This is a genomic window from Bradyrhizobium sp. cir1 (assembly GCF_014198245.1).
Taxonomy (GTDB): Bacteria; Pseudomonadota; Alphaproteobacteria; order Rhizobiales; family Xanthobacteraceae; genus Bradyrhizobium.
The window spans coordinates 175,155-198,288 of record NZ_JACIHE010000004.1; the positions used below are offsets into that span (position 1 = coordinate 175,155).

Annotated in this window: 24 protein-coding genes; 14 read left to right on the forward strand and 10 right to left on the reverse strand. The window is 65.8% G+C overall.

Features of this window, described 5'->3' with window-relative positions:
* Window positions 1-41: 41 nt before the first annotated feature.
* From GGD63_RS11625 to GGD63_RS11645, 5 genes are all read left to right on the forward strand, one after another.
* Window positions 42-1,493: a DUF1800 family protein gene (locus GGD63_RS11625; protein ID WP_183241933.1), complete on the forward strand. Its 1,452-nt coding sequence runs from the start codon at window positions 42-44 to the stop codon at window positions 1,491-1,493.
* Window positions 1,494-1,495: 2 nt separating this feature from the next.
* Window positions 1,496-2,746, forward strand: coding sequence for a DUF1501 domain-containing protein (locus GGD63_RS11630; protein WP_183241935.1), 1,251 nt, complete (start codon window positions 1,496-1,498; stop codon window positions 2,744-2,746).
* 7 nt (window positions 2,747-2,753) lie between these two features.
* The gene (locus GGD63_RS11635; protein WP_183241937.1) at window positions 2,754-2,918 is read left to right on the forward strand and encodes a hypothetical protein; all 165 of its coding nucleotides are present in this window, start codon (window positions 2,754-2,756) and stop codon (window positions 2,916-2,918) included.
* A 152-nt stretch (window positions 2,919-3,070) separates the two neighbouring features.
* Window positions 3,071-3,589, forward strand: a complete 519-nt coding sequence (locus tag GGD63_RS11640) for a septal ring lytic transglycosylase RlpA family protein (RefSeq protein ID WP_183241939.1) — start codon at window positions 3,071-3,073, stop codon at window positions 3,587-3,589.
* A gap of 118 nt (window positions 3,590-3,707) precedes the next feature.
* A complete protein-coding gene (locus tag GGD63_RS11645; RefSeq protein ID WP_018640808.1) occupies window positions 3,708-3,863 on the forward strand; it encodes a hypothetical protein in 156 nt (51 codons plus the stop codon).
* Window positions 3,864-3,936: 73 nt separating this feature from the next.
* On the opposite strand, the gene GGD63_RS11650 is transcribed toward GGD63_RS11645, so the two are convergent.
* The 3 genes from GGD63_RS11650 to GGD63_RS11660 form a co-directional block, all read right to left on the reverse strand.
* Complete coding sequence (locus GGD63_RS11650; protein WP_027572940.1) at window positions 3,937-4,242, reverse strand: hypothetical protein; 306 nt, start codon at window positions 4,240-4,242, stop codon at window positions 3,937-3,939.
* Window positions 4,243-4,327: 85 nt separating this feature from the next.
* Complete coding sequence (locus GGD63_RS11655; RefSeq protein WP_018640806.1) at window positions 4,328-4,600, reverse strand: hypothetical protein; 273 nt, start codon at window positions 4,598-4,600, stop codon at window positions 4,328-4,330.
* 177 nt (window positions 4,601-4,777) lie between these two features.
* Entirely contained in the window at window positions 4,778-5,722 is a 945-nt protein-coding gene (locus GGD63_RS11660; protein WP_246785452.1) for a LysR substrate-binding domain-containing protein, read from the reverse strand.
* A gap of 80 nt (window positions 5,723-5,802) precedes the next feature.
* On the opposite strand from GGD63_RS11660, the gene GGD63_RS11665 reads away from it, so the two are divergent.
* Window positions 5,803-7,191, forward strand: a complete 1,389-nt coding sequence (locus GGD63_RS11665) for an MFS transporter (RefSeq protein ID WP_183241941.1) — start codon at window positions 5,803-5,805, stop codon at window positions 7,189-7,191.
* A 19-nt stretch (window positions 7,192-7,210) separates the two neighbouring features.
* Here GGD63_RS11665 and GGD63_RS11670 read toward each other — a convergent pair whose 3' ends face one another.
* On the reverse strand, window positions 7,211-9,901 hold the full coding sequence (locus GGD63_RS11670; protein ID WP_183241943.1) for an alpha/beta hydrolase fold domain-containing protein: 2,691 nt from the start codon (window positions 9,899-9,901) through the stop codon (window positions 7,211-7,213).
* Window positions 9,902-10,092: 191 nt separating this feature from the next.
* On the opposite strand from GGD63_RS11670, the gene GGD63_RS11675 reads away from it, so the two are divergent.
* Window positions 10,093-10,341: a hypothetical protein gene (locus GGD63_RS11675; RefSeq protein ID WP_183241945.1), complete on the forward strand. Its 249-nt coding sequence runs from the start codon at window positions 10,093-10,095 to the stop codon at window positions 10,339-10,341.
* A gap of 254 nt (window positions 10,342-10,595) precedes the next feature.
* Complete coding sequence (locus GGD63_RS11680) at window positions 10,596-12,059, forward strand: carboxylesterase/lipase family protein (RefSeq protein ID WP_183241947.1); 1,464 nt, start codon at window positions 10,596-10,598, stop codon at window positions 12,057-12,059.
* A gap of 20 nt (window positions 12,060-12,079) precedes the next feature.
* Here GGD63_RS11680 and GGD63_RS11685 read toward each other — a convergent pair whose 3' ends face one another.
* Window positions 12,080-12,259: a hypothetical protein gene (locus GGD63_RS11685; protein ID WP_027547875.1), complete on the reverse strand. Its 180-nt coding sequence runs from the start codon at window positions 12,257-12,259 to the stop codon at window positions 12,080-12,082.
* 158 nt (window positions 12,260-12,417) lie between these two features.
* On the opposite strand from GGD63_RS11685, the gene GGD63_RS11690 reads away from it, so the two are divergent.
* Window positions 12,418-13,227, forward strand: a complete 810-nt coding sequence (locus tag GGD63_RS11690) for a class III extradiol ring-cleavage dioxygenase (protein ID WP_183241949.1) — start codon at window positions 12,418-12,420, stop codon at window positions 13,225-13,227.
* 52 nt (window positions 13,228-13,279) lie between these two features.
* Here GGD63_RS11690 and GGD63_RS11695 read toward each other — a convergent pair whose 3' ends face one another.
* From GGD63_RS11695 to glgC, 4 genes are all read right to left on the reverse strand, one after another.
* A complete protein-coding gene (locus GGD63_RS11695; protein ID WP_183241952.1) occupies window positions 13,280-13,489 on the reverse strand; it encodes a hypothetical protein in 210 nt (69 codons plus the stop codon).
* 209 nt (window positions 13,490-13,698) lie between these two features.
* Complete coding sequence (locus GGD63_RS11700; protein ID WP_183241954.1) at window positions 13,699-13,959, reverse strand: SemiSWEET transporter; 261 nt, start codon at window positions 13,957-13,959, stop codon at window positions 13,699-13,701.
* A gap of 42 nt (window positions 13,960-14,001) precedes the next feature.
* Complete coding sequence (glgA, locus tag GGD63_RS11705) at window positions 14,002-15,459, reverse strand: glycogen synthase GlgA (protein WP_183241956.1); 1,458 nt, start codon at window positions 15,457-15,459, stop codon at window positions 14,002-14,004.
* Entirely contained in the window at window positions 15,456-16,718 is a 1,263-nt protein-coding gene (gene glgC / locus GGD63_RS11710) for a glucose-1-phosphate adenylyltransferase (RefSeq protein WP_183241958.1), read from the reverse strand. The genes glgA and glgC overlap by 4 nt, the downstream gene beginning before the upstream one ends.
* Before the next feature lie 325 nt (window positions 16,719-17,043).
* On the opposite strand from glgC, the gene GGD63_RS11715 reads away from it, so the two are divergent.
* On the forward strand, window positions 17,044-17,463 hold the full coding sequence (locus tag GGD63_RS11715; protein ID WP_183241960.1) for a hypothetical protein: 420 nt from the start codon (window positions 17,044-17,046) through the stop codon (window positions 17,461-17,463).
* A 131-nt stretch (window positions 17,464-17,594) separates the two neighbouring features.
* On the opposite strand, the gene GGD63_RS11720 is transcribed toward GGD63_RS11715, so the two are convergent.
* Entirely contained in the window at window positions 17,595-18,575 is a 981-nt protein-coding gene (locus GGD63_RS11720) for an ABC transporter substrate-binding protein (protein ID WP_183241962.1), read from the reverse strand.
* A gap of 479 nt (window positions 18,576-19,054) precedes the next feature.
* On the opposite strand from GGD63_RS11720, the gene GGD63_RS11725 reads away from it, so the two are divergent.
* Genes GGD63_RS11725 through GGD63_RS11740 form a run of 4 tightly spaced genes read left to right on the forward strand, consistent with a single transcriptional unit; the run spans window position 19,055 to window position 23,118 of the window.
* A complete protein-coding gene (locus tag GGD63_RS11725; protein WP_183241964.1) occupies window positions 19,055-20,158 on the forward strand; it encodes an ABC transporter substrate-binding protein in 1,104 nt (367 codons plus the stop codon).
* A complete protein-coding gene (locus tag GGD63_RS11730) occupies window positions 20,136-21,158 on the forward strand; it encodes an ABC transporter permease (RefSeq protein ID WP_183241966.1) in 1,023 nt (340 codons plus the stop codon). The genes GGD63_RS11725 and GGD63_RS11730 overlap by 23 nt, the downstream gene beginning before the upstream one ends.
* Window positions 21,152-21,952, forward strand: coding sequence for an ABC transporter ATP-binding protein (locus GGD63_RS11735; RefSeq protein WP_183241968.1), 801 nt, complete (start codon window positions 21,152-21,154; stop codon window positions 21,950-21,952). The genes GGD63_RS11730 and GGD63_RS11735 overlap by 7 nt, the downstream gene beginning before the upstream one ends.
* A complete protein-coding gene (locus GGD63_RS11740) occupies window positions 21,946-23,118 on the forward strand; it encodes an acyl-CoA dehydrogenase family protein (RefSeq protein WP_183241970.1) in 1,173 nt (390 codons plus the stop codon). The genes GGD63_RS11735 and GGD63_RS11740 overlap by 7 nt, the downstream gene beginning before the upstream one ends.
* Window positions 23,119-23,134 lie beyond the last annotated feature (16 nt).

The following is a 23,134-nucleotide window of genomic DNA, read 5'->3' on the forward strand; positions in this document are numbered from 1 at the left end:
CGGCGCGGTGTCGGCAGGCTCGGGAGAATTGGGCGTTCGCCATGAGCAATTCTGCAAGGGCCGGGGCTGTGCTTGCGCTTCATCGCTTCGGCATGGGGCCGCGGCCGGGATCGATCGCCGCAATGGGCACAGACCCGCGCGGCGCGCTGATCGCCGAGCTCGACCGGCCGCTGGTGCTGACCGCCGCCGCGAGCCTTCCCACCAGCGCAAAGGCATTCCGCACCGTTGCCGACGCCAATGCGCGACGGACGGCGCGGGTCAAGCAGGCGCAGCAGCAGGCCAGGAAGCAGATGGCGGCCGCCGCGCCGGCCATGTCGGAAGACCAGGCGCAAGCTCAGGGCCAGGACAAGGACGCCGCCGAGATGGCGGCGAAGCAGGCGGCTGAAGCCGTCCCCGATCCCGGGCGTCCGATGTATTTGCAGGAAGCCAAGCTGCGCACGGAAGCTGCGCTTGTCGCCGACATCGGCTTCGCCGAGCGGCTGGTGTGGTTCTGGTCCAACCATTTCTGCGTCTCGGCCAACAAGATCCAGAGCATGTCCGGCGCCTATGAGCGCGAGGCGGTTCGCGCCAACACGCTCGGTCGCTTCGTCGACCTTTTGTTGGCCGTCGAAGGCCATCCGGCGATGCTGTTCTATCTCGACAATCTGGAATCGATGGGCGCGAACTCGATCGCAGGCATCAATCGCAGCCGCGGCCTCAACGAGAACATCGCGCGCGAGATCATGGAGCTGCACACGCTCGGTGTGCGCACCGGCTACACCCAGGACGACGTGATCAGCTTCGCCAATGTCATGACCGGATGGACGCTGGTGCCGCCCGGAGACAATCCCGAGCATGGCGGCGAGTTCACTTTCAATCCGCGGCTGCACGAGCCCGGCGGGCAGACCGTGCTCGGCAAGCGCTACGAGCAGGAGGACGCCGAGCAGGGCCGTGCCGTGTTGCGCGACCTCGCCGCGCATCCGGCCACCGCGACCCATGTCGCGACCAAGCTGGCGCGGCACTTCGTCGCCGACGAGCCGCCGCCGGGGCTGATCGCGCAGATGGCAAAGACCTTTCGCGACACAGAGGGCGACCTCAAGCAGGTCGCGATCGCGATGGTGTCGTCGGACGACGCATGGCGCGGACCGCGCTCGAAGCTCAAGCGGCCCGGCGAATGGGGCGTCGGCATGGTGCGCGCGACCGGTATCACGACCGTCGATCCCGACCGCTTCACCGGCGGCCAGGCGCTGCTTGGCGAAGCGCTGTGGCGTCCGTCCGCGCCCAAGGGCTATCCGGACGACGAGGCGAGCTGGATCGACGGGGTCGGCCGGCGGCTCGACATCGCCAACAACTTTGCCGAACGCATCACCGGCATGGCCGATCCGCAGATCATCATCGAGGACGTCTTTGCGTCCGAGATCGCACCCGAGGTGAAGCAGGCGGTCGGCCGCGCCGAGAGCCGGCAGCAGGCGCTCGCGCTTCTGTTCATGTCGGCGGATTTTCAGAGGAGGTGAGCATGGGCCTTGATCGTCATCTGCCCACGCGGCGCGAGCTTCTGGCCGGCTCCGGCGCGCTGTTTGCATGGAGCCAGATGCCGCGGATCGCGCGCGCGGAAGGGCGCGATCCGCGCCTGCTCGTCGTCATCCTGCGCGGCGCGCTCGATGGATTGGGCGCGGTCGCGCCGGTCGGCGATCCCGACTGGATCTCCTTGCGCGGCGATCGCGCGCTGCTGCTCGACGGCAAGCCGCCGGCGCTGCCGCTCGATTCCTTCTTCGCGCTCAATCCGGCGATGCCGAACCTGCATCGGCTCTACAAGAGCGGCAAGGCCGCGATCGTTCATGCCACCGCCACGCCCTATCGCGAGCGTTCGCATTTCGACGGCCAGGACGTGCTGGAGAGCGGATTCACCAGGCCGGGTGCGACCGCTTCGGGATGGCTCAACCGCGCGCTGCTCGCGATGGAGTCCGGCGGCAGCGTCGACCCGCGCGGCAGCCGTGCGCTCGGCATCGGCTCGGTGACGCCGCTGGTGGTGCGCGGCTCGGCGCCGGTCATGACGTGGGTGCCGCAAAAGCTCCTGCCGGCGAGCCAGGATACGCAGAACCGCCTGCTCGATCTCTACCAGCACACCGATCCGAAGCTTGCGACCGTGCTCCAGGCGCGCATGAAGCTTGCTTCGCTCGGTGGCGCGCCCGCAACCGGTGATCCGATGTCGGATGACCCGACGCTGATGCCACCCGGCGCCGCGCGCGTGCGCGCCTATTTCACTGAAGCCGCCGGCACCGCCGCGCGCTATCTCGCCAAGCCCGACGGCCCGCGCGTCGGCGCGATGGGGTTCGTCGGCTGGGACACGCACATCGCCGAAGGCGCAGCGTCTGGCCAGCTCTACAATCTGCTCGGCGCACTCGACGGCGCGTTCGCGGCGATCGAAAGCAACATGGGCGACGTGTGGCACGAGACGGTGGTCGCCGTCGTCACCGAGTTCGGCCGCACCGCGCGCATCAACGGCACGCAAGGCACCGATCACGGCACCGGCACGGTCGCCTTCCTCATCGGCGGCGGGCTCGCCGGCGGCCGCGTGATCGCGGACTGGCCAGGCCTGAAGCCGGCGCAACTTCTCGAGGACCGCGATCTCAAGCCGACCACGGATTTGCGTGCCGTGCTGAAAGGCCTGCTCCGGGATCATCTGCGCGTCGAGGAGAAGGTGCTCGCCGAGACGGTCTTCCCAGGCAGCATTGAGATCAAACCGATGGGAGGCCTCGTCGGCTGACGGCGCGATGTGCACGCTGACGCAAAGAGAGCTCGACTTTCTCGCCAGCCTGAAAACCGGCTGGCGACGGCTCTATCGGCGCGAACTGATTCAGCTCCTGAAGGGTGATACAGGTGCCGGTGAGGCCCGGCCGGATGCGCGTCCGATCATCTTTCGCACCGTATCGGGCTGATATTTCGGCGATCTGTCCCGATTCAGGACATCTACTGTGATGGAATCGTCACAGCCCGCGTCGAAACGATGGCGGCCGCACGGCCGCTTTTGTTCCGACAAGGTTCCGCCCTGATTGCCCACCGAAACTTGGGGTTGTTCGGAGGGCGCATCATGTCTCGCATTGCAAGTGCCGAAACTGCCCGGATGTCGCTGGCAAGCTCGAGCCGGTTGCTGCTCGCGATCCTGGGTGCCGCATCGCTCGCGGCCTGCGCGCAGTCGCCGGTCGGACGCCAGAAAGCCGATCTCGCCGGCACGAGCCGGCAGGCTGCGGTCGAGCGGCCGCACAGGGTGGCGGCGCTGCATCCGCGGCCGATCAGCCGGGCGCGTGTCCCCGACGGTGACGCAAGGCGAACCGCCTCGCATGGTCTCGCCAGCTTCTACTCGGATACGGAGACCGCGAGCGGCGAGAAGTTCGATAAGAACGAATTGACCGCGGCACATCCGAGCCTGCCGTTCGGCACAAAGCTGCGCGTGACCGACGTTTCGTCCGGCCGCTTCGTGACCGTCAGGGTCAACGATCGCGGGCCCTTCGTTCGCGGGCGCGTGGTCGACATCTCGCCGTCCGCGGCCGAGGCGCTCGGCATGGTCGACAAGGGCCTCGCCAATGTCCGGCTCGACGTCGTGCGATGAGACGCGTTTTCGCCAAAGGTGAGGCTCCGCGCTTAACCGGCTGTTAGGCGCTTCTCAAGCACCATGGCTGCCCAAACAATTCGGGGCTCCAATTTGGGGCTTTTGGGGAGGCGGGCGCTTGAACACGATCCAGTATCTCGAAGATCAGGCTGCGCGGGCCGAGCGGCTCGCCAAGAGGATCACGGATACGCTGACGATCGAAAAGCTGCTGACCTTCGCCGGCGAACGCCGCCGCGAGATCGAGGTCATCACCGGCAAGTATCGGCGCGCATAACTCTGGCGGACCACCCGCTAAGCGCATCCGCGCGTACGTGCTTCCCTGTCTGCGCAATTGAGACAACGCCCGCTCAGCGGTGGCTCTCGACGAAGTCGCTGAGATAGTCGGGCAGCTCTATGCCGTAGATGTCGCAGCGCGCACGAATCTCGCCAGCGACGTCGGTCGAGATGTCCTTCATCCAATGCTCAAGCGTATTGAACGAAATCACCTTGATCGGGTCGTTGAAGCATCCGGCGACAAGCTCGCCGATGGTGGCTTCGAGATCGCTGCGCTCGATGCGGATTTCGGTCGCCTCGTCGCGGCGATCGATCACCACGAAGAGGGTCTCGTCTGCGCCGTAGGGTACGATCGGTGATGATACGTCGGCGTCAAGCATCTTGAGGCGCTCACGTCTTTGCTTCCGATCTCGGACAACGGGAAAAACCGGAAGAAGGTCCCGACGCACGTGCTTGTGAAGGCCGTCAGAGAAATTCCCGCCAGCGCGATAGCTCGATGACGTGTTCGGGTGAGAGAACGGCGGTAACCAGCGGCGGCTGCGGCGCGGTGCGGATTTCATAGAGGTGTCGGGTTGCCGCCGGCTTCTGCATGAAGGCCGAGATACATTCGTCGAGCGTCCCCTCGCTCACCTGGTAGGGCTCGCGGTCCGGGCGGCGCTGGTTGGCAAGGGACGGCCATTTATGCAGCGCTGCAAGTGCGCCGAAATCGACTTTTGACTCCGCAACAACGTCCCCCATCGTCCCGCCTCACGCAAAAAGAACCCCCGCGCGCGGTCTTGCGCGCCGGGGCCTACACCTTGTCGCTGCATCTCAATGCCACGAGCATTCAACGAAGCAGCCGGGAATTGGTTCCCGGCTGATCTGTCGCAAGGTCCCAGCCTCCGCTCGCAAGTCTTGATGCTCAAGCCTTGACGCTCAATCGCCGGGAATTTTCGGAATCCGCAATATCCAATTGACGAACGCCTTCACCCGGGCGTCATTTGCCATGGCCGGGGCCCAGCGGACGATTTGGGCCTTGCTTGATGGCAAGTCCCACGACGGCGGAAGCACGCGCAGCAGCCTGCCGTCCCTGAGCGCATCCTGGACCAGCAGCGAGCGCGCGAGCACGATCCCGTTGCCCGCGAGGGCCGCGGCTATGGCGGTGGCTATCGTCGCAAACCGTATCTCCGCAGGCGGCGGACGGCCGAGGCCCAACCGTTCGAACCAGGTCGTCCATGACCACTCGGCTCCGCTGTCTTCGCCGGCTCGGCCCTTGTGCAGGAGCGGCAATGATCTCAGTCGCGTCACGTCGGTCAGTGGCCTCCGACCCGGCAGCAGGCGCGGGTGACAGACAGGATACACTTGCTCACGGAATAGCAGGCGCTGCGTAGACGTTGGCCTCAAGCCGGCCGCCGGCTGCCACAGCACCTTTACATCGAGATCGGCCGACCTCGCGTGTCCATCGCCCTGGATAATGACCAATTCGACCGGTATGCCGGGACAGGCTTCCGCAAACTCGGGCAAGCGGCGCACGAGCCAGTAATCCGCGAGCGCTGCGCCGACGCCTACTTTCAAGGCCGGAGGTGGCGCGGCGGCGCGGCACAGCGCGCGGAAATCGGCCATCCTGTCGAGCAAACCCGCCAACTCATTCGACAGGGCTATGCCGGCGGGCGTGGCGCTCAAGCCGCCCGGCTGCCGAACGAGCAGGGGCATGCCGACGAAATCCTCGAGCTTGCGGAGGCGATGGCTGACCGCGCTCTGCGTGAGCCCGAGCTCTACCGAGGCACGGGTGACACTCGCATGTCGCAGCGCGGCCTCGAATGCAATCAGGCCATCGAACGGGGGAAATGAGCGCATTGCATTACTATGAATTATTTTCATGGCAATGTGAACACGTCGCATTGGCGCGGAACGCCCGCGCGCGTGCATATCGGACAGACGCCTTCCCCGATGGGAAAACGATGGCCGAATCCGACCTCCATAAGCAGCCACAGCGCCGTTGGCGCGACCTGTTGCCAGCCTCGGCGCTCGGCATGGCGGCTTTTTTGACGCAATTCGACGTGACCGGGGTTGTCGTCGCGATGCCGGCCATGGCGGCTGAACTCGGCTTTGGCGCTGCCGCCTACGCATGGGTCATGGACGCCTATAGCCTGGCTTTCACCGGCGGACTGCTCGCCGCCGGCGCGCTGGCCGACAGGTATGGACGACGACGAGCCCTGCTTGGCGGCAACATCGTGTTCCTGGCCGGCTCGATCGCTTGCGGTGTTGCGACGGGAGGTCCGGAGCTATGGGCGGCCCGCGCAGTCCAGGGCCTTGGTGCGGCGTTCGTCGTGACCGGCGGCATTGCGCTGCTCGCGAGCACCTATGCCCGGCCTGACGAGCGTGCCCGCGCATTTGCGATCATGGGTGTGATCTCGGGCGTTGCCATGGCGCTGGGGCCGACGCTCGGCGGGCTGGTGTCGAGCTGGATCGGGTGGCGCTGGATATTCCTGGCCAACATCCCGCTTTGCTTGCTCGTCATTCTCGCCGTTCCGAGGTTGGTCGCAGAGTCGCGCGATCCCGCCGGCCGTCCGCTGGATTGGAGCGGCGTAGTTCTTCTCACGCTCGCTCTTGGTATTGCGATCGAGAGCCTGCTGATGGGGCGTGCGGCACCGGTCCGGATCGCGCTTGGTCTCGGAGGCAGTGTGTGCCTGTTCGTCATCTTCGGGATCCAGCAGCGGCGCCGGCCCGCGCCGATTTTCGACCCGGCTGTGTTTGGTCGGCCGGTCATGGCCGGCATTTCGTTGGTGCTGGTCGCCGTATCCATCGGATACTGGGCTGTCCTCGTCTACCTGCCGCCGTTCCTGAGTGCAGCGTTCGGCTGGACAGGCTCGTCGGTTGGCGTCGCATTGCTCTCCGCGACATTGCCGATGCTCGTGCTGCCGCCCTATGGTGCCCGCCTGGCGAAACGCTGGGGCTGGCGCGGGCTGTTCGCGACGGCGATGCTGGTGCTGCTGGCAGGCAATCTCGTTCTGGTGCTGGCGGCGAGCGGTTGGCTCCCGAACATGGACGTCATTCTTGCTGCGGCGGCGATCGGCATGCTGCTGATCGGCCTAGGCGCAGTGCTTGCGCATCCGCAATTATCTGGCGCCATCGTCGCGTTGGTGCCTCCGGCGCAGACAGGCATGGCTTCGGCGGTCACTGTGGTCATGCGTCAGGCTGGATTTGCACTGGGTATCGCGGCGCTCGGCGCAACGATACCGGACCAAGGAATGGCCACCGGCTACGTGTGGCCCTGGCTTCTTGCCGCGTCTGGATCGGCAGGCGGCCTCATCGCGGCTTCGCTGTTGTTGCCGGAGCACCAGCCGTAGCCCGCCGATCCGTTGCAGCTCAGCTCGCGGCCGCCGCGATCCTGTGTCCCGGGCTGGTATCACCTTGGCTGCGCTCGTCACTGTGACTGACCTCCGGCGGAAGCCCGGCAAAGCGCCGCAGGGCTTCGGCCATCTGCACCCGGCCCGGCGCGCCTGTGATCACCACGTCCACCATCGTGAAGGACGAGTGGAAATGGCCGCGCGCCCTGAACTGCTCGACCGGGACGCCCGCGGCTGCCATCGCCTCGGCATAGGCGATGCCCTCGTCACGCAGCGGATCGAACTCGCAGGTGACGACGAAGGCCGGCGGCAGCCTTTCGACCTTGCCGCGCAGCGGCGAGACGCGCGGATCGGTGCGGTCGGCCGGCGAGCAATAGAGGTCCCAGAACCAGTACATCAGGGAGCGCGTCAGGAAATAGGCGGTCGCATTGTCGTTGTAGGAGGGACGATCGAAGCTGCAGTCGGTGACCGGACAGATCAGAAGCTGGCCCGCAATCTCGGGCCCGCCGCGATCACGCGCGAGCTGGCAGGTGACGGCGGCGATGTTGCCTCCGGCGCTCCAGCCGGCGACCAGCACCGGCCCCGGTCGGCCGCCGAGCTCGGCGGCGTGCTCGGCGATCCAGCGCGTGGCCGCATAGCCGTCTTCAGCCGCAGCCGGGAAGCGATGCTCCGGCGCGTGGCGATAGCCGACGCTGACGAACATCATGCCCGTCCTGCGCACCATGTCGCGGCAGAACGGCTCGTCCGACTGCTCGTCGCCGAGCACCCAGCCGCCGCCGTGGAAGTAAACCACGACCGGATGCGGTCCTGCTGTTGCGGGCTTGAAGACACGATAGGGCAGCGGACCGTCGGCACCGGGCAGGGTGCCGTCGACGATGTCGCCGATCGGCCGTCCGGCGGGACGGCTCTTGTTGAACTCGTTGACGAAGGCGCGTGCGCCTTCTGCGCCCATCGACTCGATCGGCGGCAGGTTGAGCGTTGCCAGCAGGTTCAGCACCAGCCGCACGTCGGGCTGCAGGCGCACCACCTCGCCGTCATTGCATTGCGCGGCGCCATCAGGGCCGGTGAGCCTGAAGCCGAGCATGCCGCGGCTGACCACCTCGTCGCAGATGCTGCGATAGGGGCCGACGCCCCCGGTATAGGGCATCAGGCCCTGCACCTTGCCGGGCACATTGGCGCCCGTGTACCAGGTGTTGGCGAGCCGGTGCAGCGTCAGCATCGAGCAGTCCGCCATGTGCCGGCCCCAGGCGGCCTGTGCCGTCTCGGTCGGCTCCATCGTGGTGAAGCCGGCGTCGCGCAATGCGGCAAGGCGATCGACGACCCAGTCGACATGCTGCTCGATCGACACCGCCATGTTCGACAGCACCGACGGGCTGCCGGGGCCGGTGATCATGAAGAAGTTCGGAAAGCCTTCCACCGTGAGCCCGAGATAGGTCTGCGGCCCCTGCGCCCAGACGTCGGTGAGCGACTTGCCGCCGCGTCCGGTGATCGGATGCACGGCGCGGATCGCGCCGGTCATGGCGTCGAAGCCGGTCGCGAACACGATGACGTCGAGGTCGAAGCTGCGGCCGTTGGTGGAGATGCCGCTCGCCGTGATCGCCTTGATCGGCTCCTGGCGCAGATTGACCAGCGTGACGTTTGGCCGGTTGTAGGTCGCGTAATAATTGGTGTCGAGACACGGCCGCTTGGCGCCGAAGGGATGATCATGCGGCGTGAGTGCCGCGGCGGTCTCGGGATCCCTGACGGCGGCGCGGATCTTCTCGCGGATCAGGTCCTGGACGATCTTGTTGCCGTCGACGTCGACGGCCTGGTCGGCCCAGAGCTGCGTCAGGATGTGGACGAGGTCGCCGGCCGCCCAGGCGCGTTCGAACCGCTCACGACGCTCGGCATCGCTCAATTGCCAGCTCACGACCGTCTGCTGCGGATAGGGCACGCCAGCCATCGACTGGCGCGCCTGCTCGCGATAGGCCGCGCGGTCGCCTTGCAGCAGGCTCATGCGGTCGGAGGGAGCGGGGCCGTTATGTGCCGGCAATGCAAAATTCGGCGTGCGCTGGAACACGGTCAGATGCGCGGCCTGCTCGGCGATCAGCGGGATCGACTGGATCGCCGACGAGCCCGTGCCGATCACCGCGACGCGCTTGCCCGCGAGATTGACGCCGTCATGCGGCCAGCGCCCGGTGAAATAGACCTCGCCCTTGAAATCCTTGACGCCGTCGATCTCCGGCGGCTTCGGCGCGGAGAGACAGCCGGTGGCCATGATGTAGTGGCGGCAGGAGACCGGCGCGCCATTGTCGGTGGTGAGCTGCCAGCGCTCGGCAGCCTCGTCCCACCTGGCTTCGGTGACCTTGGTCCTGAAGCGGATGTCGCGGCGGAGATCATAGCGGTCGGCGACGAAGCCGAGGTAGCGCAGGATCTCGGGCTGGGTCGCGTATTTCTCCGACCAGGTCCAGGCCGCCTCGAGGTCGGGATCGAAGGTGTAGCTGTAGTCGATGGTCTGGATGTCGCAGCGCGCGCCGGGATAGCGGTTCCAGTACCAGGTTCCTCCGACATCGCCGGCCTCTTCGAGGGCGATGGTCGTGAACCCGGCCTTGCGCAGGCGATGGAGAAGATAGAGGCCGGCAAATCCGGCGCCGACCACGGCGACGTCGACCTGCTCTGTTGTTCCACTCGCCGCTTTGGACTCACGCGCAGCAACCATTGCTTCTGGCATGGCATTTCCTCCCGTGCGTTTTGTTTTGCCGGCAGGCTAGTCCTGCAGGCTCGGCTTGTCATCAGAACAAGTGCAATCCCCGGTAGTCGTTTGCCGCGTCATTCTGGCGGCGCGAACGTTGCTCCATTGCACGCATCGCGATGCACAATGGCCGTGATTACCCGGTCTAATCATGGCTGATCCCTCTGTGTATGCTTGCGGTTACAAGCCACGCGTGCCGGCCGGGCGTCATGACAGAGTTGAGTGAGCGAACCAGAGCCAACATGGACGTCGTCCTGGAGCAGACGTGCCGCCAACTGCCCCATGGCGGCGATCATGACAGCCGCAGGTTCATTGCCGAGCGCCTGATCGAGGCGGCACAGTCGGGACACTCCACGCTCGGTGAGCTCGGCATCATCGCCCGCCGCGCGCTCGCGGAGATTCTGGCCAAGGGCGGTTAGCTGCTGTTGCCATCGAGCTGAGCGTTTAGCCGCGGCGAAGGTGCGCTCCCTCGCCCCGTTCTTACGGGGAGAGGGTTGGGGTGAGGGGCTTCTCTCCGCACGTGCGGATGGACCTGTACCCCCTCACCCGGATTGCATCTTCGATGCAATCCGACCTCTCCCCCGCAAGCGGGGAGAGGTAAGACGCGGCTTGCCTCGCCGGCGCTCGCGGACATAACTTTGCAGGAAACCTTCGCGCATCGAGATTCCCCAAGATGCGGTCCCTGCTCGCGCTCGTTACGGCTTCCGCATTCCTTTACCTTGCCGGCCTGGCCGTGGCCCAGCCGGTCGGACAGTTTCCGTTTGCGCTGACGCGCGAAGGTCAGATGCTCGGCGGCGTCGAGGGCGAGGTGGCCTTCTTCAAGGGACTGGCTTATGCGACCCCGCCGGTCGGGCTGTTGCGCTGGCGTCCGCCGGAGGTCACGCCTGAAAGCTCGGAGATGCGCACGGCCTATGAGTACGGTGCGCCGTGCCTTCAACCGTCGCTGTCCGGTGCGCGCGAGGATTGCCTCACGCTCAACGTGTTTCGCCCGTTCGGCGTCGACGGCCCGCTGCCGGTGATGGTGTTCATCCATGGTGGCGCCTTTGTCAGCGGCACCGTGAACGATCCGCTGTTCGACGGCGCCAGGCTGGCGCAAGCCGGCCTCATCGTGGTCACCGTGAATTATCGTCTCGGCGTGTTTGGCTGGCTCAGCCATCCCACGCTGTCGGAAGGCGGCTCCGGAAATTACGGTCTGATGGACCAGGTCGCGGCGCTGCGTTGGGTGCACGACAATGTCGCGGCGTTCGGCGGCGATCCCGGCAACGTCACGCTGTTCGGCAGTGGCGCGGGTGCGACGTCGATCGCGTTGCTGATGCTGTGCGGCGAGAAGCGCGAGCTGTTTCAGAAAGCCATCCTGCAATCGCTGCCCGGCCGCGTGCGCCTGCGCTCCCGGCAGGAGGCGGAGGCCTTCGGTCTGCAATTCGTCGCGACGCTCGGGCAGGATGGCACCGACCCGCGCGCCATCGCGCCGGCGCGGCTGCTCGCCGCCGAAAGCAAGCTGCTCGCAAAATCTCCTCACGGCTTCGCGCCCGCGATCGATGGAAGCCTCGTGACGGAGGACATTGCCGCAGGCTTTGCGGCCGGGCATGAAGGGCGGATTCCCGTGATCATCGGCTCCAACGATGACGAAACGGGTTTCGACAGCGAGCCCGAGATCGCAGAGGCGCTTGCATCGTCAGGCGCGACACCCGAACAGCTGCGCAAGCTCTATCCCGACCTCGCCAGGCCTTCGGATCTTGCCGCACGGGTCTACACCGACAAGCTCTTCTCCGAGCCGGTGAGGCTGCTTGCGCGCCTGCATGCCGCGACCGGCGCGCCAACCTATCGCTATCGCTTCGCCTATGTGCCGGAGGCCCGGCGCGCCAATCCCGAGGGCGGTCACGGACGCGAGTTGCAATTCATCTTCGGCGCGGAAGGCGTCCCCGGTGCCGGCATCCTGTCGCGGCGCGATCGCGAGATCGCAAGCCGCATGCGCACCTACTGGATCAACTTCGCCAGGAGCGGCGATCCCAACGGTCCTGACCTGCCGCGCTGGGACGCGGCCGCAGACCGCGACCGCCTGCTGCTGATCGCGAACGATCGCATCGCGAGCGGCGACGATCCCCTCGCGGAGCGTCTCGACCGGCTCGCGCGCTAGCGCGACATAATGAGTTGGACTTAGGCCGCGAGTTCGACGCGCGGCGCCGGGCTCAGCCGGTCTTCCTCGAGATAGTCCATCGCGCCGTCCTTCTCGACGGCATAGAACTGCTGGCCTTCCCGCGACTTGAAGGCGGCGCGAACGACGCCGCGGCGGCCCTTGTCACTGTTGACGACGTCCCCCAGCGCAAACTTCCTCATCTCACGTCCTCGTCTTCTGGCCGACTCCTTCGGCCACGGCGGGGATTTTGGAAGGCAAATCGTTAACGACTTGCTAACCATACAGGTTTGCCTATGCTCGCCGCCGGTCGCCTGCGGCCGCTACGCGCGTATGTTGTCCTTGAGTCGAGCCTTTACCCATGACGCGATTTCCGACCCTCTTCCTGTCCCATGGCGGCGGCCCCTGGCCCTTCATGGAGGACCGGCGGGTGCAATATGCAAAGACGGCCGAGGAGTTCGGCCGCCTGCCGCAGCTTCTCCCCGAACGACCGAAGGCCGTGCTCGTCATCACCGGGCATTGGGAGGCCGACGCCTTCACCGTGTCGACCTCGGCGCATCCGCCGATGGTGTACGACTATTACGGTTTCCCCGAGCATACCTATCACCTCAAATATCCCGCACCGGGCAAGCCGGAGCTTGCAGCCAGGGTGAAGGCGCTGCTCAAGCACGCGGGCCTCGATTGCCGCGAAGATCCCAACCAGGGTTTTGACCACGGCACTTTCGTCCCGCTCGGCCTGATGTATCCGAACGCCGACATGCCGATCGTGCTGCTGTCGCTGAAGTCGAGCTACGATGCGGCCGAGCACATCAAGGTCGGGGACGCGATCTCATCGCTGCGTGACGAGGGCATTTTGATCGTCGGCAGCGGGCTCACCTATCACAACATGCGCGGTTTCAACCGGCCGGAGTCGAAGCCGGTCTCGTATGATTTCGAGGCCTATCTGAACGAGGCGATCAGCAACCCCGATGCGGCGCGCCGCAACGCGATGCTGGTCGACTGGGAGAACGCGCCGAGCGCACGCCTGGCGCATCCGCGCGAGGACCATCTGCTGCCGCTGATGGTCGCTGCCGGTGCCGCCGGCAGCGATTTGGGCAAACGTGTCTTCGTCGACGAGGTCGCGGGCGTCGCGATGGCGTCGTATGTGTTTGGTGGGCGCGAGAAAGCGTAGTGCCAGTTCCGATCTGAAATCGGCACAACCCATCAGATTTGCTCTCAGTGACCTAGCACGGGCGCGAACCGTTCAATGCTCCCGCAGTAAGGTAACCACCGGTCCCGCCAGCATTGCGGAAGGCTTCAACGAATACATCTATCAGCGTCGGATTGTGGCATTTGCCGCCAAACACGACGGAAGCTTCGTTTTTGCCGCCGCCGCTGACTGCATCGAGCGCGGTTTCATCAAGCTCGACCATCGAGGTTACGATCTCGTTCATGGTGTCCTCCGTTGGGTTGTGCAAATCGACGCTTGTGTGCGTTCGACGACGAATACACTATGCACGTGGACAACAACGTCAGTGACCTTGATCACTCGCTAAAGTGACGGGTTGGGGACACTCGAAAATGAGCGCTCCGAGACAAGCCCGAGCGGACCCCGGCTTCGCTTCGCGAAACCACCCTCGCCCACAAGGGGAGAGGGGCAGCCTCACCCGTATCGCAGCTTCATCACCAGGATGCCGCCGGCGAGCAGCATGGTGACGGCGTTCGAGGCGATCAGCGGGCCATCGCCCGAGAGCAGGCCATAGATGAGCCAGAGCGCCAGGCCCAGCACCATGACCAGAAACATGCCGAGCGAGATGTCACCGGTGGAGCGGGTCTTCCACACCTTGATGGCCTGCGGCGCGTAGGCCACGGTGGTGCAGGTGGCGGCGGCAAAGCCGATCAGCTTGATCATGAGGGGTTCCATGCCGATTCTATAGCATGGATTCGACGATGGTCATGCCCAGCGCTACGCCGCGCGGGCCGCCATCAAGTCGCGATACAGTGCGGCGTAGTCGCCGGCGCGCTTGCGCCAGGAGACGTCGGTCGCAAGGCCGCTTCGTTGCAGCCGCCGCCAGGTCAGCTTGTCGTGGAAGGTGGTGTTGGCCTTGCGCAGCGTGCCGGCGAAGGCATCCGCCGTCACCGGGCCGAACTTGAAGCCGGTGGCATCGCGCCCCGATCTGTCGGCCTCGCCGATATCGACGATGGTATCCTCGAGGCCGCCGACGCGCGACACGATGGGCACCGCGCCATAGCGCAGCGCGCAGAGCTGGGTCAGGCCGCACGGCTCGAACCGTGACGGCACCAGAAGCGCGTCCGAGCCGGCCTGGATCAGATGCGCCAGGATCTCGTCATAGCCGATCATCACCCCGATCCGGCCGGGGTTGGCGCGGGCGGCCGCCTGATAGCGATCCTGGAGATCGCGGTCGCCGCTGCCAAGCAGCGCCAGCTGCATGCCTTCGCGCAAAATGGTCGGAATGGCCTCGAGCAGGAGATCCAGCCCTTTCTGCCAGGACAGCCGGCTGATGACGCCGAGCAGCGGCGCTTCATCCGAGGAGTCGAGATTGAATTGCTGCTGCAGCACCGCCTTGTTCGCGGCCCGGAACGTCAGGTCCTCCGCGCCGAAGCGATAGGCGATGTGCGGATCGGTTTGCGGATTCCAGACCTCGGTGTCGATGCCGTTGAGGATGCCGCTCAGCGCGCCCGCGCGGGCGCGCAAGAGCCCGCCGAGCCCCATGCCGCCTTCGTCGCTTTGGATCTCATGGGCATAGGTCGGCGACACCGTGGTGATGCGATCGGCGAGTTGCAGGCCGGCCTTGAGGAAGCTGATGCCGCCGAAATATTCGAGGCCATTGACGTCAAAGGAATCCCAGGGCAGGCCGATCGCGCCGATCAGCTCGCGCGCGAACTTGCCCTGATAGGCCATGTTGTGGATGGTCATCACGGTGCCCGGGCGCGGGCGGTTGTCATAGTGGAGGTAAGCCGGCGTGAGCCCGGCCTGCCAGTCATGGGCATGCACGATGTCGGGGACGAAGGCCGGCACGAGGCCGTGACCGATATCGGCTGCGACGCGCGACAGCGCCGCAAAGCGCACGCCGTTGTCTGGCCAGTCGACGCCTTCAGCTGTGACGTAAGGATTGCCCGGCCGCGCGTAGAGATGCGGCACGTCGAGCACGAACAGATCAAGCCCGTCATGGGAGCCGGCGAGCAGCCGGCCCGGCCCGCCGAAATAATCCGGCCAGCGCCGGACTTCCTCCGCGCCCGACACCAGCCGCATCACGTCGGGATAGCCCGGCATCAAGGTGCGCATCTCGACGCCATGCGCGTTCAGCGCAATCGGCAGCGCGCCGGCGACATCTGCGAGGCCGCCGGTCTTGACGATGGGGTAGACTTCAGAGGCGACCGCGAGGACGCGAACAGGCGTCATGTATTGAGCCTGTCGATCATCGGCTGGGTGATCAGCGAGATGCCCTGCTCGGTGGTGCGGAAGCGCCTGGCATCGAACTCGGGATCCTCGCCGATGACGAGGCCCTCGGGTATCTCGACGCCACGGTCGATCACGACGTTCTTTAAGCGCGCGCCGCGCCCGACATTGACGTAGGGCATGATCACGGCGTTCTCGACATTGGCATAGGAGTTGATGCGCACACCGGTGAACAGCAGCGAGCGGCGCAGCGAGGCGCCGGAGATGATGCAGCCGCCCGAGACCAGCGAGCTCACGGCCTGGCCGCGCCGGCTCTCCTCGTCATGAACGAATTTCGCCGGCGGGGTGATCTCCGCATAGGACCAGATCGGCCAGGCGCGGTCGAACAGGTCGAGCTCGGGCACCACGTCGGTGAGGTCGATGTTGGCGGCCCAATAGGCGTCGACCGTGCCGACGTCGCGCCAATAGGCGCGCTCGTCGCTGCCGGAGCGGACGCACGAGGTCGAGAACTGGTGCGCGATGGCGCGGCCGTTCTTGACGATATAGGGAATGATGTCCTTGCCGAAATCATGGTTCGAGCTCGGGTCCTCGGCGTCGCGCTTGAGCTCGTCGAACAGGAACTTTGCGTTGAAGACATAGATGCCCATGCTGGCAAGCGAGACGTCCGGCTTGCCTGGCATCGGCGGCGGATCTTTCGGTTTCTCCAGGAATTGCTGGATCCAGCCGTTCTCGTCGACATGCATGATGCCGAAGCCGGAGGATTCGGTGCGCGGCATCTCCAGGCAGCCGACGGTGACGTCGGCGCCGCTCTCGACGTGCTGGCGCAGCATCACCTCGTAGTCCATTTTATAGATATGATCGCCGGCCAGCACGACGATGAAGCGGCATGCGTGCGACTCGATGATGTCGATGTTCTGGTAGATCGCATCCGCCGTGCCGACATACCACATGTTCTCGGAGACGCGCTGGCTCGCAGGCAGGATGTCAAAGCTCTCGTTGCGCTCGGGGCGGAAGAAATTCCAGCCCATCTGCAGATGGCGGATCAGGCTGTGCGCCTTGTACTGGGTGGCGACCGCGATGCGGCGGATGCCGGAATTCACCGCGTTCGACAGCGCGAAATCGATGATGCGGGACTTGCCGCCGAAATAGACCGCGGGCTTGGCGCGCCGGTCGGTCAGCTCCAGCAGCCGGCTGCCGCGTCCCCCGGCCAGGACGAACGCCAGCGCCTGACGGGCGAGCGGCTCATTACCCACGGCACTCATGTCATCCTCCCACACCTCCGGCGCGACGCGAGATGCCTCCCGGCCGCGCATCATTGGAACCGATAGTAACGGTACGAATAGTAAATCAGGAAGATGGTTGTTGGTTGCGAACGCGCGGGAAGCTTAATGCTTTGCCGTGGTCGCCGGGACCCGGCGCCGTCGTATCGGTGTCATATCGTCGCGATCCCGCTTGACCACAAATGAGGCATGCACTCGCTCTCTTGTGCGCCGCACGCAAAATCGAGGCTTTGACTTGGCGCAACGATGCCCGATCATAGACCTGCGATCCTTTTTCCAAGCGAAACGTCAGATAGGGAGCAAGACGATGAGGATCTGGACAACGGCAATCGCCTGTTCATTGGCGGGCGCGGTCATGGTCGGCCAAGTCGGGCAGGCCGCAGCAGCCCCGCTGCCGACCAATGTCGCGGCCATCAAGGCTGCGGCCGGTGACGACGTCACCCAGGTGCACTGGCGCGGCGGCGGATGGGGCTGGGGTCTCGGTGGCCTCGCAGCCGGCGCGATCATCGGCGGCGCCATCGCCGCCGGCGCGCCTTACGGCTACGGCTATTACGGCGGACCGTATTATGGCGGCTATGGATATCCGGGCTACGGCTATGGTTACGCGCCGGCCTATTACGGCTACGGATACGGCTATCCGCGATACTATGGCTACCGCCGGTACTATCGGCCCTACTACGGGTACTATCGGCCGTATGCGCGTCACTACTACCGCGCCTATTGGTGATTTGGTGATCTTGCGCGGCTAGAGCGAGAGCCATACGATCAGGCTCATGCAGGCGAAATGCATGAGCACGATTGCGGCGAGATGCAGCGGGCCGGCCTTGAGGCGAGGCCTGTGCATCCCGCCGCCTCCGTTTAGTTGGATCCCGCGGCCGCGGCGGTGAAGCTGCGGTCGACGGCTTGGCTGACGTCGAGCGTCTTCGGCAGGATGCCGTAGCGCGTCGAGCGATCCGAAGCGGCCTGGATCTCCTTCACCACGTTCTCGTCGATCACGATCGGGCTGGTGCGCTGCGCGGTGTAGGCCGACAGCAGCACGTCCTCCGGCAGCCTGGTCAGTTCGGCCGTGTTCCTGGCGTATTCGCCGAGGTGGTCGAGCGACCACAGCCGCGCCTTGTTCAAGCGCTGCACCAGGTCCTGCACCGCCGCGCGCTTGGTGGCGATGGCATTGTCGGAGGCGACGATGAAGGTGATGGTCGGCGTCAGGCCTTCGCCGTCGGCGATCACGCGCGCCTTGTCCTTCAAGGTCGCGAACGAGACATAGGGCTCCCACACCGCCCAGGCGTCGATCGATCCTGCGGCCAGCGCGATCTTGGCGTCGACCGGGCCGAGCGGCGCGAAGGTCGCATCCTCGAGCTTGATCTGCGCCCTCTCCAGCGTCGCGTCGATCAGGAACTGGCCCCAGCCGCCACGCGTGCCGGCGAGGCGCTTGCCCTTGAGGTCGGCGGCCGACTTGATCGGCGAATCCTGGCGCACGAGGATGGCCTGCGTCTTCGCATCCGAGCGCGTGCCGCCGATCGCCTTGATCGGCGCGCCGGCGGCATAGACCGAGAGGAACGAGAGATCGCCGGTGTAGCCGACATCGAGCGCGCCGGCGTTGAGCGCTTCGAGGATTGGAGCTGCCGCGGGGAATTCCGACCACTCGATCTTGTAGGGCAGGTCCTTCGCATAGCCGGAGATCTCCAGCAGCGAGCGGTTGCCGCCTTTCTGGTCGCCGACGCGCAGCACGACGGTGTCGGCGGCGAGCGATGCTGCCACTGTCGACAAGGTGATGGCGGCGGCCAGCAACGAGGCCGCCAGCCGGCGCGTGATGGAATGGTTGTGGGAGTTGATGCTCATTGGATCCGTCTTGTTGCGTCGCTCACGAGGCGTGATGCGGACGATGCAGCGAGACGATCAAGTCTATGATTGCGCAATGCGCAGTCAATGAAATGGCCAACCGTATTGCGGGTGCGATCGGCAAGGACGTTTCAACGAAGCGAGGCTTTCGAGAACGCGTAGGGTGCGCGGCGGAAGATGCATACGGATGCAGCGGGCGAAGGAGTCGCAGCTTACTTACGTTGCATGCCGATGCACCGGCGAAAATCCTTTCATCGTTCCCGCACGCGCCGATGGAGAGAATGACTTCGCTTCGCGTCACATTCGAAATTCCATTTCATTGACGATGCGGTTCGCACGCCGCATGATTTGCGCATCGCATCAACGCGGCGCGGGAAGCGCCGACGAAGAATATTCTCTCAACGCATCTCCGTACGGAACATGCGCAACGCAATGCGCTGTGCGAACGGCGGAGCTGTGCCAACTCAGGAGCGGGGCTGATGGACAACGACAACAAGCGCGGAGGATCCAGCCTTGACCGGCGTCATTTGCTCCAGGCGGGGCTGGCTGCGGCGTTCGCCGCGCCGCTTGGCGCCTTTGGTGCAGCGCAGGCCTTCGCGCCGCGCGCCATCGCGCCTGGCGTCGACTTCTCGGAGTTTCCGCTGTGCCGCACGGCCTCCGAGGCGCCCGCGCTGACCGGCGCGCCGCGCAAGCTGAAACTGTCGTGGAATGCCGGCGCAGTCTGTCTCGCGCCGGTCCCTGTCGCCATCGAGCACGGCTTCTTCCAGAAGCACAATCTCGACGTCGAGCTCGTCAACTATTCCGGCTCGACCGACCAGCTGCTCGAGGCGATCGCGACGGGCAAGAGCGATGCCGGCCTCGGCATGGCGCTGCGCTGGCTGAAGCCGCTGGAGCAGGGTTTTGACGTCAAGATCGCCGCCGGCACCCATGGCGGCTGCATGCGCGTGCTGTCGCGCACCGATTCCGGCGTTGCCAGGCTCGCCGACCTCAAGGGCAAGATCGTCGCGGTCGGCGATCTTGCCGGGCCCGACAAGAACTTCTTCTCGATCCAGCTCGCCAAGCTCGGCATCGATCCGGTGAAGGACGTCGACTGGCGCGCCTATCCCGGCAATCTGCTCAACGTCGCCGTGGAGAAGGGCGAGGTGCAGGCGTTCCTGTCCTCCGACCCGCTCGCCTATCTCTGGCTCAAGGACACGCAATACAAGGAGGTCGCCTCCAATCTCGACGGCGAATATCGCGAAAAGAGCTGCTGCATCCTCGGCCTGCGCGGCAGCCTGGTGCGCGAGGAGCCGCAGGTCGCGCGCGCCATCACCCAGGCGCTGCTCGATGCCGCGATGTTCACCTCGCAAAACTCTGCGGTCGCGGCGAAATCGTTCCAGCCTTACGCGCCGAAGGCGGCGACGCTCGCCGACATCGAGGGCATGGTGCGCTACCACACCCACCATCATCATCCCGTCGGCGACGTCCTGAAGCGCGAGCTCAAGGCCTATGCCGACGATCTCAAGAGCGTGCAGGTCTTCAAGCAGAGCACCGACACCGCCAAATTCGCGGAGCGCATCTATGTCGACGTATTCGCTGTCTGACGGGCTTGCCTCCAGCGCGCCGCGCACCTCGCGCGCGCCGCTGCTGGCGACCTGGATCCGGGAATCCGGCGTCGGCGTGCTCGCCAGCATCGCCTGGATCGCCTTCGGCCTGTCCTGCCTGTGGTGGGAGGACGTCGGCGACTGGTCGCGCACGCATTCGCTCGGCATCGCCGCCTTCATCATCGCAGCCGTAGCGCTGTTTGGGACCGTCGGCGCCGATTATCTCGGCTCGGCTGGACAGGCATTGCGCAAGCGTGCGCCCTGGCTCGTCGCGCTCGGCGTCTTTCTGACCTTGTGGGAGGTCGCGACCGCAAAGTTTGCCTGGCTGCCGCTGCCGTTCTTCCCGCCGCCGCAGGCGATCATCGAGGTCTATACCGACGATCTGCCAAAGCTGCTCGACAGCGTCTTTGCGTCGATCAAGCTCCAGCTCGGCGGCTATCTGATCGGCGCGACGATCGGCTTTTTGACCGGCGTCTCGATCGGCTGGTCGCGCGCGGTCGGCTATTGGGTGCATCCGGTGCTGCGCTTCATCGGACCGCTGCCGGCGACCGCCTGGCTGCCGATCGCCTTCTTCACCTTCCCGTCGAGCTGGAGCGCCTCGACCTTCCTGATCGCGCTGGCGACTGGCTTTCCCGTCACCGTGCTGACCTGGTCGGGCGTCGCGAGCGTCAGCAACGCCTATTACGACGTCGCGCGCACGCTGGGTGCCAAGCCGTCCTTCCTGGTGCTCAAGGTTGCGATCCCCGCCGCGCTGCCGCACGTCTTCGTCGGCCTGTTCATGGGGCTCGGCTCGTCTTTCGCCGTGCTGGTCGTTGCCGAGATGATCGGCGTCAAGGCCGGGCTCGGCTGGTACCTGCAATGGGCACAGGGCTGGGCTGCCTACGCCAACATGTATGCGGCGCTGATCGTGATGTCGCTGCTCTGCTCCGGCGCGATCACGCTGCTGTTTGCGATCCGCGATCGCCTCCTGGTCTGGCAGAAGGGGACCGTCAAATGGTAGCTGCAGCCGCATTGGCCGAGATTGCCACTCCGCCCGCCGCCGGCGCTGCGCTCGATATCGAGCAGGTCAGCCACGCCTTCGACATCGACGGGGCCGAGCTGCCGGTACTCAGCGACGTCAGCATCTCGGTCGAGCCCGGCGAGTTCGTCGCATTGCTCGGCCCCTCCGGCTGCGGCAAGTCCACTCTGCTGCGGCTCGTTGCCGGCCTCGACAAGCCCAAGGCAGGACGGCTGCGGGAGGACGAGGAGCGCATCAGAAGTCCGCATCCCTCGCGCGTGGTCGTGTTCCAGGATCCGACCCTGTTTCCTTGGCGGTCGGTCTGGGACAACGTCGCCCTGGGCCTCGAGGCCCAGGGCATTCTCAAGAGCCAGCGCCACCGTGTCGATGATGCGCTCGATCTCGTCGGGCTGTCGTCCTTCCGCAATGCCTATCCGCACCAGCTCTCCGGCGGCATGGCCCAGCGCGTCGCGCTGGCGCGTGCGCTGGTCAACGATCCCAAGATACTCATCCTCGACGAGCCCTTGGGAAAATTGGACTCGCTCACCCGCATCACCATGCAGGCCGAGCTTGTCTCGCTGTGGCAGCGCAAGGGCTTTACCACGCTGCTGGTGACGCATGATGCCGAGGAAGCGCTGGTGCTGGCCAACCGCGTCATCGTGTTCAGCGATCGTCCCGCGCGCGTGAAGGCCGACATTCGCGTCGACCGTCCGTATCCGCGCCATCGCGGCGATCCATATCTCGCCGATCTGCGCCGCCAGATCCTCGGTCTGTTGGGGTTGGACGCCACATGGTAACGCCTGCAGCCAAGGGCCGCACGACTCACAGCGAACCCGACTACATCGCCCGCGCCGAGGCGCTGGCCGAAACCTTCGCCGCGCGGGCGGCCGAACACGACCGCGCCGGCAGCTTTCCGTTCGAGAATTTTCGCGAGCTGTCCGAGGCGGGCCTGCTGTCGCTGACGGTGCCGGCGGCCCATGGCGGCGGTGGGGCGGGGGCGCGCTACGCCGCGCGCGTCATCGGCATCCTCGGCAAGGCCGATCCGTCGACCGCGCTGGTGCTGTCGATGCATTACATCAATCATCTCGTCATGGCGCGCAGCCCGACCTGGCCGACGCGGCTGTCGCGCAAGCTCGCGCGCGAGAGCGTCGAGGGCCTTGCGCTCGTCAACGCGCTACGCGTCGAACCGGAGCTTGGCTCGCCCGCGCGCGGCGGCCTGCCGGCGACGATTGCGCGGCGCACTGAAACTGGGTGGCGCCTCTCCGGCCACAAGATCTATTCGACGGGATCGCCGATCCTGAAATGGTACCTGGTCTGGGCGCGGACCGACGAGGCCGAGCCGCGCGTCGGCCAGTTCCTGGTGCCGGCAGGACTGCCGGGCACGCGCATCGTCGAGACCTGGGATCATCATGGCCTGCGCGCCAGCGGCAGCCACGACGTCATCTTCGACGATGTCGTGATCCCGCTCGATGCCGAGATCGACGTGCGCAAGCCGGCTGACTGGCGCACGCTCGACGTCACGCAGGCGACGGTCCACACCGTCTTCGTCGCCGCGATCTATGACGGCGTCGCCCGCGCCGCGCGCGACTGGCTGATCACGTTCCTGAAGCAGCGCGTGCCCGCCAGTCTCGGGGCGCCGCTCGCGACTTTGGCCCGCGCGCAGGAGATCCTCGGCGCCATCGAGGCGCGGCTTGCGGTCAACGCGCGGTTGATCGCCTCCTTTGCCGGCGACTTCGATGATGGTGTCGAGCTCTCCGGCACCGAGTCCAACGTCATCAAGCTGACGGTCACCAATAACGCGGTCGCCGTCGTCGAGGACGCGCTGTCGCTCACCGGCAATCACGGCCTGACCCGGGTCAATCCGCTGGAGCGGCACTATCGCGACGTGCTGTGCGGGCGGGTGCACACTCCGCAGGACGATTCCACCCGCATCGGCCTTGGCCGTGCCGCACTCGGCCTCTAGAGAAAACAGGGAGACG

What these genes read in the sequence shown, in the direction of transcription:
- GGD63_RS11690 (WP_183241949.1), top strand. Translation starts at nt 12,418, where the DNA reads ATGACGCGATTTCCGACCCTCTTCCTGTCCCATGGCGGCGGCCCCTGG.
- GGD63_RS11630 (WP_183241935.1), top strand. Translation starts at nt 1,496, where the DNA reads ATGGGCCTTGATCGTCATCTGCCCACGCGGCGCGAGCTTCTGGCCGGC.
- GGD63_RS11715 (WP_183241960.1), top strand. Translation starts at nt 17,044, where the DNA reads ATGAGGATCTGGACAACGGCAATCGCCTGTTCATTGGCGGGCGCGGTC.
- GGD63_RS11735 (WP_183241968.1), top strand. Translation starts at nt 21,152, where the DNA reads ATGGTAGCTGCAGCCGCATTGGCCGAGATTGCCACTCCGCCCGCCGCC.
- GGD63_RS11680 (WP_183241947.1), top strand. Translation starts at nt 10,596, where the DNA reads ATGCGGTCCCTGCTCGCGCTCGTTACGGCTTCCGCATTCCTTTACCTT.
- GGD63_RS11660 (WP_246785452.1), bottom strand. Translation starts at nt 5,722, where the DNA reads ATGAAAATAATTCATAGTAATGCAATGCGCTCATTTCCCCCGTTCGAT.
- GGD63_RS11695 (WP_183241952.1), bottom strand. Translation starts at nt 13,489, where the DNA reads ATGAACGAGATCGTAACCTCGATGGTCGAGCTTGATGAAACCGCGCTC.
- GGD63_RS11740 (WP_183241970.1), top strand. Translation starts at nt 21,946, where the DNA reads ATGGTAACGCCTGCAGCCAAGGGCCGCACGACTCACAGCGAACCCGAC.
- GGD63_RS11625 (WP_183241933.1), top strand. Translation starts at nt 42, where the DNA reads ATGAGCAATTCTGCAAGGGCCGGGGCTGTGCTTGCGCTTCATCGCTTC.
- GGD63_RS11635 (WP_183241937.1), top strand. Translation starts at nt 2,754, where the DNA reads ATGTGCACGCTGACGCAAAGAGAGCTCGACTTTCTCGCCAGCCTGAAA.
- GGD63_RS11640 (WP_183241939.1), top strand. Translation starts at nt 3,071, where the DNA reads ATGTCTCGCATTGCAAGTGCCGAAACTGCCCGGATGTCGCTGGCAAGC.
- GGD63_RS11670 (WP_183241943.1), bottom strand. Translation starts at nt 9,901, where the DNA reads ATGCCAGAAGCAATGGTTGCTGCGCGTGAGTCCAAAGCGGCGAGTGGA.
- GGD63_RS11725 (WP_183241964.1), top strand. Translation starts at nt 19,055, where the DNA reads ATGGACAACGACAACAAGCGCGGAGGATCCAGCCTTGACCGGCGTCAT.
- GGD63_RS11675 (WP_183241945.1), top strand. Translation starts at nt 10,093, where the DNA reads ATGCTTGCGGTTACAAGCCACGCGTGCCGGCCGGGCGTCATGACAGAG.
- GGD63_RS11665 (WP_183241941.1), top strand. Translation starts at nt 5,803, where the DNA reads ATGGCCGAATCCGACCTCCATAAGCAGCCACAGCGCCGTTGGCGCGAC.
- GGD63_RS11685 (WP_027547875.1), bottom strand. Translation starts at nt 12,259, where the DNA reads ATGAGGAAGTTTGCGCTGGGGGACGTCGTCAACAGTGACAAGGGCCGC.
- GGD63_RS11650 (WP_027572940.1), bottom strand. Translation starts at nt 4,242, where the DNA reads ATGCTTGACGCCGACGTATCATCACCGATCGTACCCTACGGCGCAGAC.
- GGD63_RS11730 (WP_183241966.1), top strand. Translation starts at nt 20,136, where the DNA reads ATGTCGACGTATTCGCTGTCTGACGGGCTTGCCTCCAGCGCGCCGCGC.
- glgC (WP_183241958.1), bottom strand. Translation starts at nt 16,718, where the DNA reads ATGAGTGCCGTGGGTAATGAGCCGCTCGCCCGTCAGGCGCTGGCGTTC.
- glgA (WP_183241956.1), bottom strand. Translation starts at nt 15,459, where the DNA reads ATGACGCCTGTTCGCGTCCTCGCGGTCGCCTCTGAAGTCTACCCCATC.
- GGD63_RS11720 (WP_183241962.1), bottom strand. Translation starts at nt 18,575, where the DNA reads ATGAGCATCAACTCCCACAACCATTCCATCACGCGCCGGCTGGCGGCC.
- GGD63_RS11700 (WP_183241954.1), bottom strand. Translation starts at nt 13,959, where the DNA reads ATGGAACCCCTCATGATCAAGCTGATCGGCTTTGCCGCCGCCACCTGC.
- GGD63_RS11655 (WP_018640806.1), bottom strand. Translation starts at nt 4,600, where the DNA reads ATGGGGGACGTTGTTGCGGAGTCAAAAGTCGATTTCGGCGCACTTGCA.